The sequence below is a fragment of the Aliidongia sp. genome (genome assembly GCF_035943795.1).
Taxonomy (GTDB): Bacteria; Pseudomonadota; Alphaproteobacteria; order ATCC43930; family CGMCC-115725; genus Aliidongia.
This window is the reverse complement of record NZ_DASZBY010000141.1, coordinates 24,137-40,536: the sequence shown is the minus strand read 5'-3', so window position 1 is coordinate 40,536 and position 16,400 is coordinate 24,137. Positions and strand designations below refer to the sequence as shown.

General features: G+C 66.8%; 13 protein-coding genes. 7 read left to right on the top strand and 6 right to left on the bottom strand.

Features of this window, described 5'->3' with window-relative positions; all coding sequences use genetic code 11:
- Positions 1–10 precede the first annotated feature (10 nt).
- From VGV37_RS27390 to VGV37_RS27365, 6 genes are all read right to left on the bottom strand, one after another.
- Complete coding sequence (locus VGV37_RS27390) at positions 11–1,294, bottom strand: ABC transporter substrate-binding protein (RefSeq protein ID WP_326882988.1); 1,284 nt, start codon at positions 1,292–1,294, stop codon at positions 11–13.
- Between the two features lie 36 nt (positions 1,295–1,330).
- Positions 1,331–2,404: a branched-chain amino acid ABC transporter permease gene (locus VGV37_RS27385; protein WP_326882987.1), complete on the bottom strand. Its 1,074-nt coding sequence runs from the start codon at positions 2,402–2,404 to the stop codon at positions 1,331–1,333.
- A 4-nt stretch (positions 2,405–2,408) separates the two neighbouring features.
- Positions 2,409–3,302 carry a branched-chain amino acid ABC transporter permease gene (locus VGV37_RS27380; protein WP_326882986.1) on the bottom strand — a complete coding sequence of 298 codons (894 nt, stop codon included), beginning with the start codon at positions 3,300–3,302 and terminating at the stop codon, positions 2,409–2,411.
- Between the two features lie 9 nt (positions 3,303–3,311).
- Positions 3,312–5,255 carry an AMP-binding protein gene (locus VGV37_RS27375; protein ID WP_326882985.1) on the bottom strand — a complete coding sequence of 648 codons (1,944 nt, stop codon included), beginning with the start codon at positions 5,253–5,255 and terminating at the stop codon, positions 3,312–3,314.
- Positions 5,252–6,058 (bottom strand): ABC transporter ATP-binding protein, encoded by an 807-nt coding sequence (locus VGV37_RS27370; RefSeq protein WP_414638116.1) that lies wholly within the window; start codon positions 6,056–6,058, stop codon positions 5,252–5,254. Before VGV37_RS27370 ends, VGV37_RS27375 begins: the two co-directional genes overlap by 4 nt.
- A 237-nt stretch (positions 6,059–6,295) precedes the next feature.
- Entirely contained in the window at positions 6,296–7,270 is a 975-nt protein-coding gene (locus VGV37_RS27365) for a magnesium transporter CorA family protein (RefSeq protein ID WP_326882984.1), read from the bottom strand.
- 261 nt (positions 7,271–7,531) lie between these two features.
- On the opposite strand from VGV37_RS27365, the gene acnA reads away from it, so the two are divergent.
- From acnA to ccmB, 7 genes are all read left to right on the top strand, one after another.
- Positions 7,532–10,234, top strand: a complete 2,703-nt coding sequence (gene acnA, locus VGV37_RS27360; RefSeq protein WP_326882983.1) for an aconitate hydratase AcnA — start codon at positions 7,532–7,534, stop codon at positions 10,232–10,234.
- A gap of 145 nt (positions 10,235–10,379) precedes the next feature.
- Entirely contained in the window at positions 10,380–11,213 is an 834-nt protein-coding gene (locus tag VGV37_RS27355) for a universal stress protein (protein WP_326882982.1), read from the top strand.
- 66 nt (positions 11,214–11,279) lie between these two features.
- On the top strand, positions 11,280–11,996 hold the full coding sequence (locus tag VGV37_RS27350) for a DUF1223 domain-containing protein (RefSeq protein ID WP_326882981.1): 717 nt from the start codon (positions 11,280–11,282) through the stop codon (positions 11,994–11,996).
- Between the two features lie 182 nt (positions 11,997–12,178).
- Positions 12,179–13,396 carry a DUF1501 domain-containing protein gene (locus VGV37_RS27345; RefSeq protein ID WP_326882980.1) on the top strand — a complete coding sequence of 406 codons (1,218 nt, stop codon included), beginning with the start codon at positions 12,179–12,181 and terminating at the stop codon, positions 13,394–13,396.
- Between the two features lie 11 nt (positions 13,397–13,407).
- Positions 13,408–14,958: a DUF1800 domain-containing protein gene (locus VGV37_RS27340; RefSeq protein WP_326882979.1), complete on the top strand. Its 1,551-nt coding sequence runs from the start codon at positions 13,408–13,410 to the stop codon at positions 14,956–14,958.
- 112 nt (positions 14,959–15,070) lie between these two features.
- Positions 15,071–15,715 (top strand): heme ABC exporter ATP-binding protein CcmA, encoded by a 645-nt coding sequence (ccmA, locus tag VGV37_RS27335; RefSeq protein WP_326882978.1) that lies wholly within the window; start codon positions 15,071–15,073, stop codon positions 15,713–15,715.
- Positions 15,709–16,371 (top strand): heme exporter protein CcmB, encoded by a 663-nt coding sequence (gene ccmB / locus VGV37_RS27330; RefSeq protein ID WP_326882977.1) that lies wholly within the window; start codon positions 15,709–15,711, stop codon positions 16,369–16,371. The genes ccmA and ccmB overlap by 7 nt, the downstream gene beginning before the upstream one ends.
- The last annotated feature ends 29 nt before the right edge of the window (positions 16,372–16,400 follow it).

Here is a 16,400-nt window from a genome sequence, read left to right as displayed (position 1 = left end):
GATGGACCGGCTAGTAGCCGATCCACTCCTTCTTGCGCGGCAGGTCGATGGTCGCGACCTTGTTGAGCTTCATGGTGCCCTTGGCGATCAGCTCGCTGATCGTGCCATTGTCGGTCGGGCCGGTGACCTGGGTCTGGTAGAGGTCGACCGACAGGGTCGGGCGATGATCCTCGGCGGTCCAGGTCGATGGCTTGCACACGCCTTCCGTGCCCTTCGGCACCCAATTGGCCTTGGCCTGGAAGCCCTTGGCGATGTTCGGGCCGGTCACGCCGCCGTTGGCGGCAGCCCATTCCATCGCTTCCTTGAGGTAGAAGGCCGCGCACACGCCGCTGAGGTAATGCACCGGCTTATATTCCGTGCCCGACGGGTCGGAGTTCTTGGCGATATCCTTGAACAGCGCCAGGGCCGGCACCTTGTCGGTCCAGAGCGCCGCGGTGCGGACCGGAAAGACCACGCCGTTGCCGGCCGAGCCCGCGGCCTTCAGCGAATTCTCGTCGATGCCCCAGACATTGCCGACGAACTGCACCTTGACCCCGGCCGTCTCGCACGACTTCAGCACGGCGATGTTGGAGGCGCCGGTATTGCCCAGATAGGCATAGTTGGCGCCGGACTGCTTCAGGGTCAGGCATTGCGCGGTATAGTCGCCTGGCGTCAGCGCGAAGACGACCGGATCCAGCACCTCGAAGCCCAGCTGCTTGGCGTATTCTTCCTCGGCCTTGCGCGGCGCGTTCGGATAGGGATGGTTGGCGCCCATATGGACCCATTTGGGCTTGCCCTGGCCGCCCTTCTTCTTCCAATCGTCGGCCGCCCATTGCACCAGCGCCCGCGCCGCGTCCGAGTAGGACGGGCCGTAGAAGAAATTATAGGGGGCGGCACGCTCGCTCGACGGACCGCCCTTTCCGGTCGGATCGGTCAAGGTGCCGGCATAGGAGCCGGAAATGTAGGGGATCTGGTCGTCGGTCACGTTCTTGACCAGCGCCTCGGTATCGGCCGTGCCCCAGCCCATGATGGCGACGACCTTGTTGGCGCCGGTCCAGTTCTTGTAGGTCGAGAGCGCGCGCGGCACCTGGTAGCCATAGTCGGTCGCATCGACCGCCAGCTTGGTGCCGGCGATGCCGCCATGGGCGTTGATATAGGCGAGCGCATCGTCGACGCCCTGGCCATAGGGCTTGCCGACGTCGGCGGTGCCCCCGGAGAAATCGTTCAGATGGCCGATCGGATAATCGGCGCGGGCCAGCGAGGGGGCGAGCGCCAAGGCGCTCGTCAGCAACAGCGTCAGTTTGAGCGTGTTCATGTCCCAGTCCTCCCTAGAGGTGCTTCGTTATTCTTGTCAGTAGCTGAACGGGTAGAGCTTCCAGTAGGCCTTGATCTGCTTCCACCGATGGGCGAGCCCGTCGGGTTCGAAGATCAGGAACAGGATGATCGCGGCGCCGATCGTCATTTCGCGCAGGAACGGCAGTCCTTCGTGCAGGCCCAGCGCATGGTCGATGGCGCTGCCGTCGAGCGCACGGGCGCAGAAATTCACCGCCTGGGGCAGCAGTACCATGAAGGCGGTGCCCATCAGGGTGCCCATGATCGAACCCAGCCCGCCGATGATGACCATCGCCAGGAACTGGATCGAGAAGCTGATGTCGAGCCCCTCGATCGACATGAAACCCAGGTAGTGAGCATAGAGCGCGCCGCCGATGCCGGCATAGAACGACGAGATGCCGAACGAGAGCGTGCGGTATTTCGTCAGGTTCACACCCATCATTTCCGCGGCCAGGTAATAGTCGCGCACGGCCACCAGCGCCCGGCCGTCGCGCGTCCGCATCAGGTTCGCCGCGCCGACATAGAGCACGACGACGTAGAACAGCACGACGTAGAGGAAGCTTTCGTCGTGATCGAACTTGAACCCGAACAGGCTGACCGGGTCGGCGACCGTGCCGTTCGAGCCGCCGGTGAACCATTCGGCCCGACCGAAGAAATCGAGCAGGATGAACTGCGCGGCCAGGGTCGCGATCGCCAGGTACAGCCCTTTGAGCCGCGCCGCCGGAATGCCGAACACCAATCCCACCGCCGTGGTCATGAGGCCGGCGAGCGGGATCGACAGGATCGGCGGGATGCCCGCCTTGTTGTTGAGGAAGCAGGAGGCAAAGCCGCCGAAGCCGAAGAACACGGCATGGCCGATCGAGATCTGGCCGGTGAACCCCACCAGGATGTTGAGGCCGAGCGCCGCGATGCCCAGGTAGCCGATCTGGATCAGCAGGGTCAGCACATAGCGGTCGACCAGGAACGGTGCCGCCGCGACCAGCAGGACGCCCAGAATGCAGAAATTGCGCGACCATACCGTGGGAAAGATCGTCTGGTCGGTCGCATAGCTCGACTTGAAGTCGCCGCACGGCCGGAGCGCTTGGGTTGCCATGGCGTCAGACCCGCTCGATGTCGCGTTTGCCGAACAGCCCGTAGGGCTTGATCATCAGGATGACGATCAGGACGTAGAAGGGCGCCACCTCGTAGAGATTGCCCCACTTCAGGAACTGGCTGTCGGCGAACTGCGCCCAATTCTCCAAGACGCCGATGATGAGCCCGCCCAGCACGGAACCGACGATCGAATCGAGCCCGCCCAGGATCACGGCCGGGAACACCTTGATGCCGAAGAACGACAGCGCGCTGGAGACGCCGTTGACCACGCCGACCACGACGCCGGCGACGGCCGAGACCATGGCCGAGATCGCCCAGCTCAAGGCGAAGACCTGGCGCACCGAGATGCCGAGCGACTGGGCGACCTGCTGGTCGTACGAGGTCGCGCGCATCGCCAGCCCCATGCGCGACATTTTGAAGAACCAGGCGAAGCCCACCATGATGACCAGGCTGACCGCCATGGCCATCAGGTAGACCGTCTGGACCTGCAGTCCCAGGATATCGACCGACTTCACGGTGAACACCGGCGGATAGGGCTGCGGCAGCACGCCGAAGATCCATTTCATCAGCGCCTGGAAGAAGATCGACAGGCCGATCGTCATCATGATGACCGAGATGACCGGCTCGCCGATCATCGGCCGGAGCACGATGACCTGTAAGAGGAAGCCGAACACCATCATGAACACGAGCGTGGCGAGGAAGCCCCAGACGAACGGCAGCTGATACTTGGTCAGCAGCCACCAGCACACCCAGGCGCCGATCAGCAGGAATTCGCCCTGGGCGAAATTGACGATCTGCGAGGCCTTGTAGATCAGCACGAAGCACATGCCGACCACGCCGTAGAGCGTGCCGACGATCAGGCCGTTCATGGAGAGCTGGAACAGCAGGTGGAGATCCATGGGCCGCTCCTATTCCGCTGCCAGGGCCGCGACCGGCGCCGCGGTCAGGTCCTCGACCGTCAAGCTGGTGCGGATGCGCTGCCGGGTGCCGTCCTGGAACGCGATCGTCGTGTCGATCGCGATGGCATGGTCGCCGCGATAGATCGCCTGGATGATATCGCCGTATTTCTCGGCGATGACCCCGCGCCGGACCTTGCGGGTGCGGGTCAATTCGCCATCGTCGGCATCGAGTTCCTTGTAGAGCAGCAGGAACCGCCGGATCTGCTGGGCTTCGGGCAGGGTGCGGTTGATCGCCTCGATCTCGCGCCGGATCATGGCGCGGATCTCGGGCTTGCCCGCGAGGTCGGTGTAGGTCGTGAAACCGATGCGGTGCTTCTCCGCCCATTTCGACAGGATGTCGAAGCGGATGCAGACCATAGCGGCCAGGAACGGCCGGCCATGGCCCAGCACGACCGCCTCGGCGATGAAGGCCGAGAATTTGAGCTTGTTCTCGATATATTGCGGCGAGAACCGGTCGCCGCCCTCGGTCGTGGCGATGTCGCGGATCCGGTCGATCACGACGAGCTGGTGGGATTTGTTCCAATAGCCGGCGTCGCCGGTCGGCATCCAGCCCGCCGGCAGCGCGGCCGCACTCTCCGCGGGCTGGTTCCAATAGCCGGTGAACATGTTCGGGTGGCGCGTCACGATCTCGCCGACGCCGTTCTGGTCCGGCTCGCGGATCTCGATCTCGATCGTGTCGTCGAACGCGACGCCGACGCTGTCGAAATCGACGGCACCGGCGCGATGGATCGTGTAGGCACCGGCCAGCTCGGTCTGGCCGTAGAGCTGGCGCAGGGGCACGCCCAGGGCCAGGAAGAAGCGGAACGTGTCCGGGCCCAGCGCCGCTCCGCCGGTCGCGGCCGAGCGCAGGCGCGAGAATCCCAGGCGATCCCGAAGCGCGCCGAACAGCAGCGCCTCGGCGGCCGACGAGCGTGCGCCGCGGCCGAGCGCCGCCATGCCCAGCTTCAGCCCGCGCTCGAACAGGAAGCGCTTCAACGGCGAGGCATCCATCATGCGGGCGCGCACATCGGCGGCGATCTGTTCCCAGACGCGCGGCGCCAGCAGGATGAAGGTCGGCCCGATCTCGCGCATGTCCTGCATCATCGTCTCGGGCTCTTCGACGAAGTTGACGCGCATGCGGCACAAGAGCGGTTTCACCACCGCGTAGATCTGCTCCATGATCCAGGGGAACGGCAGGACCGAGACATATTCGTCGTCCGGCCCCTTGGGATCGACCCGCAGATAGGCGGCGCAATGGCGGATCAGCCCGCCGCCGCGCATCATCGACAGCTTCGGGTGCGAGGTCGTGCCCGAGGTCGTGCACAGGATCGCCACGTCGTCCGCCGACCCGGCAGCGACCGAGCGGGCATAGAATTCCGGATCGCCCGCCCGGGCCGCCGCCGCGCGCTCGAGCAGCACGGCCTCGTCCAGCAGCCGGTCGTCGTCGTATTTGCGCATGCCGCGCGGGTCGGCATAGACGATGTGGCGGACCGACGGGATGCGGTCGCCCAGCGCCAGCAGCTTGTCGACCTGTTCCTCGTCCTCGACCAGGATCACCTGGACGCCGGCATGGTTGACCAGATAGGCCACTTCCTCGTCGAGCGCGTCGCGATAGATGCCGAGGCTCATGGCGCCCAGCGCATGCGCCGCGATCTCGCCCATCAGCCAGCCCGGCCGGTTGTCGCCGATCAGGCCGACCACGTCGCCGCGGACGACGCCCAGAATTGACAGACCGTAAGCGCGCTTTACGACGCCGTCCTGGTACTGTTCCCAGGTGAATTCGGTCCAGAGGCCCAGCCGCTTTTCACGCAGCGCCACAGTGCGGCCGAACCGTTCGGCATTGTGCGCCAGCAACTTGGGCAAGGTATCGCAGCGGTCGAGATCGGGCAGCGGCGGCAGGACCGATGGCTTCATGCCGCGGCCTCCTCCTCTTCGAGGCCCGGCAGCTCTTCGCCCAGGTAGGCCTTCTTGACGTAGGCATTCTCCATGATCTCGGCCGGCAGGCCGTCGGCGATCTTGCGGCCGAAATCCAGCACCATGACCCGGTGCGAGATGTCCATGACCACGCCCATGTCATGTTCGATCATGACGATGGTCATGCCCCATTCCTCGTTGAGGTCGAGGATATAGCGGGCCATGTCCTCTTTTTCCTCAAGGTTCATGCCGGCCATCGGCTCGTCGAGCAGCAGCAGCTTGGGCTTCAACGCCACCGCGCGGGCGAGCTCGACCCGTTTGCGCAAGCCATAGGACAGGGTGCCGGCGGTCGCGTGCCGCACCGCCTCGATCTCCAGGAAGTCGATGATCTCTTCGACCTCGCGCCGATGGGCGAGTTCTTCCTTCTGGGCGCCGCCGAACCAGTAGAAGGCACCGTTCAGGAAGTTGTTCTTCAGCAGGTGGTGGCGGCCGACCATGATGTTGTCGAGCACCGACATATGGCCGAACAGCGCCAAGTTCTGGAACGTTCGCCCGATGCCGATCGCCGCCCGCTTGTTCGGCTTCAGGCGGGTGATGTCGCGGCCGTCCAGATGGATCGAGCCCGAGGTCGGCAGATAGCGGCCGGAGATGCAGTTCAGCAGCGAGGTCTTGCCGGCGCCGTTGGGACCGATGATCGAGAACAGCTCGCCCGGGCGCACGTCGAAGCTGACGTCGGTCAAGGCCTTGACCCCGCCGAAGCGGATCGAGACGTCGCGCGCGACCAGAACCGGATCTGGTGTCACCGGAGTGCCGCCTCCCCCCATGTCGCGAAGATCGCTCTGGCTCTGGCCCTGGATTTTATTGGGAGGAAGCATGCGTGATGCCCATCACCCGGTCAAGGCGACGCGCACTCCGGTAATCTACGCTCGAAGACATGCCGCACTCCCCTCATGGACCCGCTCTCGAACCGATCGGATCGGCTGGGCGGACTCTCGGAAGCGAGCATGGCAGGGAATTGTGCGGGAATTATGCGAGCGCCATCAGAACCAACGGCGGCGCTTCAGCCAGATCAGCGGGATGATGGCGCTCACCACCATCAGCCCGATCGCATAGGGATAGCCGAACGCCCAGTCCAGTTCCGGGATCACCTTGAAGTTCATGCCGTAGATGCCGGCGATCAGCACCGGCGGCATGCCGACGACGGAGACGACCGTCAGCACCTTCATGATGTTGTTCTGCTCGATGTTGATGAGGCCGAGCGTGGCGTCGAGCAGGAACTGCACCTTGGTGTTCAGGTAGGAATCATAGTCGCTGAGCGACGCGACGTCGTCGCGCAGCGTCTTCAGGTGCGTGCCGACGTCGGCCGGCATCCAGTCGGTGGAGAGGCCGGTGACGAACGGCACGATCCGGCCGATGCCCAACAGGCTGTCGCGGATCTTGGACAGGAGCTCGCCACCCTGGCCCAGCGACTGCAGCGTCGCGCGCAGGTCGGCATCGCCCTCAGTTTCACCCTTCGCCGGCCGGAACACCCGGTGCGACACCGCGTCCAGCTCGGCACCGACATGCTCCAGCACGTCGGCCATCCGGTCGACCACCGTCTCCAGCAGGCCGATGAACAGGCCGCCGCTGCTCGGGTGCACGTCATGGCCGGCAAAGCAGCGCTGCTTGAAGGTCGAGAAGGCGGGCAGGTCTTCGAACCGGACGGTGATCAGCAGGTGCGGGGCGAGCACGAAGCCGACCGGCGTCGCGGATGGCCGGCTGCCGTCGGCACGGAACGAGATCGGCGTGCTGAGATAGAGCACGCCATTCTCGATGTTGAGCCGGCTCGAGGTCTCGATCTCGCTGACGTCGGCCCGGCTCGGCACCGTGAGCTTGGTCACCCGCTCGACGAAGGCGATCTCGTCGGGCGTGGGCGAGCACATGTCGATCCAGATGACGTCGGGTGGCAGGGTCGCCGCCACAAGATCGTCGACCGTTTCGTGCAGGGCGAGGTCGCGGGTCTGAAGTGCGAGCATGGCGTCTCCGTCGGGCGGGCATTGGACTGGGGCGAGCGATAGCATAACCGGGATCGGATGACGCAGGCCCTGCCGAAACGAGAAGGTTTTGCGTTCCGGGATCCGTCACCGCCAAAGCACTGTTGTTCCGCTCGCTTCTGCGATATCAACGGAACAGCACGCCAGCTTCCGAACCCGTGAGGGATGCGGGCGCCTTCGGCCGTCTTCCGGCCCGCGCCGTCAGCCAACCCCCATGTCTTTGCCGAGCCAGAGGAGTTCGCCGTGAAATATTCCGGCCATGATACGCTGAAGACCCGTCGCCAGCTTACAGCCGGCGGCAAGACCTATGATTATTACAGCCTGCCGGCCGCGGCCGAGGCTGCCGGCCTGGGCGATATCTCCCGCCTGCCCTTCTCGCTGCGCGTGCTGCTCGAGAATCTCGTCCGGCTGGAAAACGGCCGCACCGTGACCGTCGACGACATCAAGGCAGTCGGCGCCTGGCTGAACGAGCGGACCTCGATGCGCGAGATCGCGTTCCGCCCGGCCCGCGTGCTGATGCAGGACTTCACCGGCGTGCCCGCGGTCTGCGATCTGGCCGCGATGCGCGCGGCCATGGTCGAGCTGGGCGGCGACCCGGAGCGGATCAATCCGCTGTCGCCGGTCGACCTGGTCATCGACCATTCGGTCATGGTCGATCATTTCGGCACGGCGCAGGCGTTCGGCGAGAACGTCGACATGGAGTTCGAGCGCAACGGCGAGCGCTATTCCTTCCTGCGCTGGGGCCAGGACGCGTTCGATAATTTCCGCGTCGTGCCGCCCGGCACCGGCATCTGCCACCAGGTGAACCTGGAATACCTGGCGCAGACCGTGTGGGTCGGCCAGGAAGACGACGGCACGCTGGTGGCCTACCCCGACACGCTGGTCGGCACCGACAGCCACACCACCATGGTGAACGGCATGGCGGTGCTGGGCTGGGGCGTCGGCGGCATCGAGGCCGAGGCCGCCATGCTGGGCCAGCCGATCTCGATGGTGCTGCCCGAGGTCGTGGGCTTCAAGCTGATCGGTGCGCTGAAGGAAGGCGCCACCGCGACCGACCTCGTGCTGACCGTCACCCAGATGCTGCGCAAGAAGGGCGTGGTCGGCCGGTTCGTCGAATTCTTCGGGCCGGGTCTGGCCGCGCTGTCGATCGCCGATCGCGCCACCATCGGCAACATGGCGCCGGAATATGGCGCCACCTGCGGCTTCTTCCCGATCGATCGCGAGACGCTGCGCTACCTGGGCTTCTCCGGCCGCGAGCCGGACCGGGTCGCCCTGGTCGAGGCCTATGCCAAAGCCCAGGGCTTCTGGCGCGACGAGAACACCCCGGATCCGGTATTCACCGACACGCTGGAACTCGACCTCTCGACGGTGGAGCCGTCGCTGGCCGGCCCGCGCCGCCCGCAGGACAAGGTGCTGCTGTCGGCCGCGGCCGGTTCGTTCAAGACCGAATTGCCGAAGCTGGCCAATTCCGAGGACCCGGGCGTGCTCGCGCGGTCGATCAAGGTCGACGGCACCAACTATGAACTGGCCCATGGCAATGTCGTGCTGGCGGCGATCACCAGCTGCACCAACACGTCGAACCCGTCGGTCATGCTGGCGGCAGGCCTGGTCGCGCGCAACGCGGTCCGCAAGGGCCTGACCGTCAAGCCCTGGGTCAAGACCTCGCTCGCCCCGGGCAGCCAGGTCGTGACCGAGTACCTGTCCCAGTCGGGCCTGGACAAGGACCTGGATACGCTGGGCTTCAACCTGGTGGGCTACGGCTGCACGACCTGCATCGGCAATTCGGGCCCGCTCAGCGACCCGATCACCAAGGCGATCGAGGACGGCGACCTGACCGTGGCGGCCGTGCTGTCGGGCAACCGCAATTTCGAGGGCCGCATCAGCCCGCATATCCGCGCCAACTACCTGGCCTCGCCGCCCTTGGTCGTGGCCTATGCGCTGGCCGGCTCGATGAACATCGACCTCACGACCCAGCCGCTCGGCAACGGGTCGGACGGCCAGCCGGTCTATCTCAAGGACATCTGGCCGTCGAACGAGGAGATCTCGGACACGGTTCACCAGAACCTGACGGCCGCGATGTTCAAGAGCCGTTATGCCGACGTGTTCAAGGGTCCGGAAGCCTGGCAGAAGATCCAGACGACCGAGGGAAAGACCTACAAATGGGTCGAGGGCTCGACCTACATCGCCCATCCGCCGTTCTTCGAGAACATGCCGAAGGAGCCGGGTCCGGTCTCTGACATCCGGGGCGCCAAGCTGCTGGCGCTGCTCGGCGACTCGATCACGACCGACCATATCTCGCCGGCCGGTTCGATCAAGAAGGACGGCCCGGCGGGCCAGTACCTGCTGAGCTACCAGGTGCGTCCGGCCGACTTCAACAGCTACGGCTCGCGCCGCGGCAATCATGAAGTCATGATGCGCGGCACCTTCGCCAACACCCGCATCAAGAACGAGATGGTGCCTGGTGTCGAGGGCGGCGTCACCAAGCGCAATGGCAAGGTCGAGGCGATCTACGACGCCGCGATGGAATACCAGAAGGCGGGCACGCCGCTCGTGATATTCGCCGGCAAGGAATACGGCACCGGCTCGTCGCGCGACTGGGCGGCCAAGGGCACGCGCCTGCTGGGCGTCAAGGCGGTCATCGCCGAGAGCTTCGAGCGCATCCACCGCTCGAACCTGGTCGGCATGGGCATCCTGCCGCTGGTCTTCAAGGATGGCATGACCCGCCAGACCCTGAAGCTGGAAGGCACCGAGACGGTCGACATCACCGGCGTCGAGCATGGCATCAAGCCGGGCATGGACGTCGCCTGCACGATCACCCGGCTCGACGGCACCCAGACCGCAGTGACGCTGAAGTGCCGGATCGATACGCTGGACGAGGTCGAGTATTACCGCCACGGCGGCATCCTGCATTACGTGCTGCGCAACATGATGAAGGACGCTGCCTGACCCGGGCGGCAGTCTTCATGAAGTGATGAGATCGGCCGGGGTGGCGACGCCCCGGCCGTTTTCTTTTGGCCGCCCTGCCCTTGTGGCGTACCGTTCCCATATACGAAGCGTTGGTATCGTGACGTCTCCCCTGGAGGACCGAACCATGCTCAAGGACATCCTGGTCATCGTCGACGGCGGCAAGGCGGCTGAGCGGCGCATCGAAGCGGCGGCCGTGCTGGCCGAGGTGAACGAGGCCCATCTGGTCGGCCTGCATGTCGCGTCCGCGGCCGAGGAAATGCCCTGGATCGAGGGCTATGCCACGGAAATGGTGATCCGCTACGCGACCGAGCGTGCGGAGACCGATCGGGCCAAGGCCCGCGACCTCTTCGAGCGGCAGGTCGCCGGCCGGGCGATCACCAGCGAATGGCGCGAGGCGAGCGGCCTCGCCGACCGCACCGTGGCGCTCCATGGCCGCTATGCCGACCTGATCGTGCTGGGGCAGACCGAACCGGACGCAGCCCCGTTCGGCGCCGCGCCGGGCTTGGCCGAGCACGTGCCGCTGTCGTCCGGGCGTCCCTGCCTGATCGTGCCCTATGCCGGCCGGTTCCCGACCCTGGGCCGGCGCGTGCTCGTCGCCTGGGACGGCGGCCGGGAGGCGGCGCGCGCGGTCAATGACGCGATGCCGCTGCTGAGGCGGGCGGAGCGGGTCACGATCGTGACCATCGGCGACCGGCTGCAAGGCGGCGGCTCCGCGGCGCAAGGCGCGAACGCTCTCGCCGCCCACCTGACCCGCCACGGCATCGTCGCCGAGGCGCGTAACGACGGCGGCGGCACCATTACGGTGCCCGACCTGCTGCTGTCGCTCGCGGCCGACCTCTCGTCCGACCTGCTGGTCATGGGCGCCTATGGCCACAGCCGGCTGCGCGAATTGATCATGGGCGGCGTCACCAAGGCGATCCTGGATCACATGACCTTGCCGGTGCTGATGTCGCACTGACGCTCACCGGAACGTGAGGCGAGTTGACTGGCCGGGATGCCGGTTCGGGCGCCTAATCCGGCCATCATGACCCTGTTCCGCCGCCTTGCCCTCTCCGCCGCCGGCTTCGCGCTCGCCGGTGCCGCCCGTGTCGATCAGGCCCTTGGCGCCGATCGGCCCGTGCTGATCGAACTCTTCACCTCGCAGGGCTGCAATTCCTGCCCGCCGGCCGACGCCCTGCTGGGCGAGCTGGCGCGCCGCCCGGGCATTCTGGCGCTGGCGTTTCACGTCGACTATTGGAACGGCCTCGGTTGGAAGGACCCGTTCTCCAGCCATGACGCCACGACGCGACAGCACGACTATGCCCAGCGCCTGGGCAAGCGGTCGATCTATACGCCGCAGCTCGTGGTCGACGGCGCCGCCGACGCGGTCGGGTCCGATCGGGACGATGTCGACGCGCTGATCGCCGCCGCCCGCCGCCGCGCCGCCTCCGGCCCGTCGATCGAGATCGTCCGGGACGAGGCGGGCGGTCGTATCGCCCGGTTGGGCGCCGGCGCGGCCGCGCGCGGTACGGTGTGGCTCGCCGGCTACGATCGTAGCCGCGTGACGCCGGTCGGGCGCGGCGAGAATGGGGGCCGGACCCTGACCGAATACCAGGTCGTCCGCTCCCTGGTCCGGCTCGGCGACTGGACGGGAACCGCGAGCCAATATGCCATCCCCGACCTCGAGGCCGAGGGCGCCATCCTGTTCGTCCAGCCCGACCAGCCCGGCCCGATGCTGGCGGCGCTGGACATCACGGGCTGAAATCATCTCCCGATCGACTGAGCCGATACTTCCCGTATTAAGTAGACGTAAATAATTTTCCTTAAAAGGCGTGATAAATTTTGAGATATTGCCGTAATACTTGCCATTGACTACCGGTGACAGCCGGTAGAAACATCGTGGCGGTCATTTCATTGGCTTGTTGTTGGCAGGAGTACCTTCCCATGGGCCTGGTCCGTCGCGACTTCCTGCGGGGCGCCGCCCTGGGGACCTTGCTGGCCGGCCTGCCGTCCGGCGCCCGGATCGCGCTGGGCGCCACGACCGGTACCAAGGATGCCCTGCTGTTCGTCATCCTGCGCGGTGGAATGGACGGGCTCAATCTGGTGGCGCCGGTCGACGATGCCAACCTGAATGCGGCACGCCCGAAGACCCTCATCCCGGCGACGGGCTTCTCACTCGCGAACGGATTGACCCGGCAGGACTGGCGGCTGCATCCGTCCGCACCCGAGTTGCAGGCGCTCTATCAGGCCGGCCATCTGGCCCTCGTTCCCGCGTCCGGGACGCCGGCGGCCTCGCGCTCGCATTTCGAGATGCAGCAATTGGCCGAATGCGGGGTTACCGACCTCAGCGCGACCAGCCAATTCGGCGGCTGGGTCGGCCGCTATGCCGGCGCCAGCTCGGTCCAGGGCACTTTCGCGGCGATGGCGTGCGGCGAGGCGACCCTGCCGCTGTCGATCAGCGACGACCTCTCGGCGCTCTGCATCGCCAACAGCAGCAGCTTCTCGGTCAGCAGTCCCGAAAAGCTGGCCTTCCTCCAGCAGGAATATGGTGCTGCGACCGGCGGGGGCGGGCTCGCCGCCGCGCTGGCGACCCAGGCGATGGCCGGCGTCAATGCGGTGCAGCGCTTCGCCGCGATCAACGCCGGCTTCGTCAAACCCGCCGCCTATGGCACCGACACGCTCTCGACCGGCCTGTCGATCGCGGCCGAACTGATGAAGCAGGGCGCGGGCCTGCAGCTGGGCGTGTTCGAATATGACAATTGGGACACCCACGTGAACCAGGACAGCCGGTTCGCCCCGGCGGTCGCGACCCTGTCCAAGGCGCTCGGCGCCTTCTGGGGCGACGTGAATGCCGGCACGAGCGCCAACGTGACCATGATCGTCATGAGCGAGTTCGGGCGCCGCATCGCCTCCAACGCCAGCGGCGGTACCGACCATGGCCACGGCAACGTCATGCTGGTGCTGAGCAATGCCGTCATCGGCGGCAGAATGTACGGCACCTGGCCCGGCCTGGCGGCCGCCCAGACCGACCTGGGCGACCTCGCTATCACGACCGACGCCCGGCAGGTGATCCTGGAGGCCATCGCCGCGCGCCGGCACGACGCCCCGGCCAACCTGTTTCCCGGGCTGCAGGCCCAGCATCCGCTGAACCTGTTCCATTAGAGGATCCCGCCATGACCATGCCCTCGGCGACCCTCGCGTACGATCGCCTGACCTTCGGTGCCAGGTACAACGACCCGGCGGCGCCCACCGGCGTCACGCTCAATGCCTGGCTCGGCAGCCAGCTCACGGCCGCCGCGACCGATACGGCCGGCGTGGCGCAATCCCTCAGCGCGGTCCTGCTGAAATTCACCGGCAGGAACCCGACGACCGGCGATCCCGTCGCGGCGGCCCTGCTGCCGCTCACCTGGCTGCACGCCGGCGAAGCGGCGCTCTGGGCAAATTTCAAGACCGCCGGCATGGATTCCGCCCAGGCCATGCGGCCGGGGGCGGAGATGCAGGCCGCGTCCTACGTCCGGGCGGCGCAGTCGCCCAACCAGCTTGCCGAACAGATGGTCGAGTTCTGGCATTGCCATTTCAACGTGCAGGTCGATTCGCACCAGCAGACCGGATCGACCTATCCGGCGTTCGACGCGGCGCTGCGTGCCAACGCACTCGGCAACTTCCGCAGCCTGTTGGGCTCGGTCGCGAAAACGGCCGCGATGATGTTCTATCTGAACCAGGACCAATCGACCGGCAAGGCACCGAACGAGAATTACGCCCGCGAGGTCATGGAGCTGCATACGCTGGGCGTACAGCGCTACCTGGGCCTGACCACGCCGGCCAACGCGGTCGGCACCGGCTATTCGGATGCCGACGTGGTGCAGGGCGCCCTGATCCTGTCGGGCTGGACGATCGACAACGACACCGGCGCCTTCCTGTTCAAGGCGTCGGCGCACGCGGCCGGCAGCAAGCGCTATCTGGGCCATACCATCGCATCGGGCGGCCAGGCCGAGGGCGAGACGATGCTCGACATCCTGGCCAGCCACCCCGGCACGGCCAACACGATCGCGACCAAGCTCTATCGGCGCTTCATCGGCGATACGCCGCCGGCGACCAGCGCCGTGGTCGCAGCCATGGCCAAGACCTTCCTCGCCAACTTGCAGGCGCCGAACCAGATCGCGCTCGTGCTGCAGACCCTGATCCTGTCGCCCGAATTCGCGGCGTCGACCGGCGGCAAGGTCAAGACGCCGTTCGAATTCGTGGTCTCGCTGCTGCGCGCCGCCAACCTGCCGATCAATCCGAACGCCACCCTCAATTCCCTGGTGAGCCAGATGGGCGATCCACGCTTCGCCTGGGTGCCGCCGAACGGTCGGCCGGATATTGCCGGACCCTGGATGAGCAACGGATCGCTGCTGGAGCGGTGGCGGACCGCCGAGACCATCATGGCCGTCGGTGCGGAAATCCTGCCGGGCACCCTGGCCGGCATCTTCGACACGCTGCAGCGCGACATGCCGGGTGGTCCGATCAACCTGACGACGGCCGCCCAGGCGGTCAACCGGGTGGTGAGCGCGATGGTGCCCGGCGCCGGCCAGACGACGCGCAACGCGCTGCTCGCCTATGCGAGCTCGCCGCATGTCCTGGGCACGGCCGCCACCTTCAAGGACGCGACGAAGCTGCGGGCCGCCCTGGGCGCGCTCGTCGCCACCACGGCGGCGACCCTGGAATTCCAGTTCCGCGGATAACGAGCGGTTCCCGGCACCGACCGGCGACAAAAGCCCTTGCCGATGCTATGAGTTTCGCCCCTTTCCCCGCGGGCGGACTCATGGACATCGACAGGCTGATCGGACAGGGCGCATGCAGCTGACGGCCGAGGGGCTGGGCGCGGCGCGGGGCGAGCGGCCGTTGTTCAGCGGGCTCGGCTTCGCGCTCGCCCCCGGCGACGCGCTGGTGCTGACCGGGCCGAACGGCAGCGGCAAGTCGAGCCTGCTGCGGCTGCTGGCCGGCTTCGGCCGCCCGACCGCCGGCACGATCCGCCGGGACGGTAAGCCCCTGGGCGACGATCTGGACTCCTATCGCGCCGAGTTGCATTTCGTCGGCCATCAGGAGGCGCTGAAGCTGGCGCTGTCCGTGGCCGAGACGTTGCGTTTCTGGGGCGACCTGGCGGGCCGCCCCTCGCAGGATGGCAACAGGCCGCTGGCCGCGCTGGGCCTGGGAGCCCAGGCGGAGCTGCCGTGCCGGTTCCTGTCGTCGGGCCAGCGTCGGCGCCTAGCGCTCGCCCGCCTGCTCGCCTGGGACGCACCGCTCTGGCTGCTGGACGAACCCACGGTCGGGCTCGACGACGAGGCACTGGGCCTGATCGCCGACCTGATCCGACAACATCGTGCGGGCGGAGGCATCGTCGTACTGTCGACCCACCAGCCGCTGGCGCTCGCCGGCGCGCAATCCCTGTCGCTTGCGGATTTTCCGCCGGCCCGACCCCTGGCACTGGCGGAATGGTGAGCTTCAAGGCGCTGCTGTGGCGCGACCTGCGCCTGGCATTCCGGCAGGGCGGCGACGGCGCGCTGGCGGTGATCTTCTTCGTGCTGGCCGCCCTGCTGTTTCCGTTCGGACTCGGGCCGGAGCCCGAGGCACTGGCGCGCGATGCCGTCGGCATCGTCTGGGTCATGGCGCTGTTGGCCTCGCTCCTGGCGCTCGACCGGCTGTTCCAGGGCGATTGGGAGGATGGCTCGCTCGACCTGGTCGCGCTGTCGCCGCTGCCGCTCGAACTGGCGGTGCTGGCCAAGGCGCTGGCCCATTGGCTGGTCAGCGGGTTGCCGCTGCTGGTCGCGGCGCCGCTCGTCGCCTCCATGCTGCAGTTCGATCCGGCCGGGTTGCCGCGCCTGGTTCTGGCACTGGGGTTGGGTACGCCGACCCTCAGCCTGCTGGGTGCCGTCGGCGCCGCCCTGACCCTGGGCGCGCGCCGGGCCGGCGTGCTGGTCTCGCTGCTGGTCCTGCCGCTCGAAATCCCGGTGCTGATCTTCGGCGTCGCCGCAGCCGACCCAGCCACGATGGGCGACGGATCGACCCAGATCATGGTATTGGGCGCGCTGCTGGCGCTTGCCTTGCCGCTGTGCCCCTGGGCTGCCGCGGCAGCCCTGCGACAAGCGCTCGAATAGCGCCGGATGGTCGGACGCCGATATAGTGC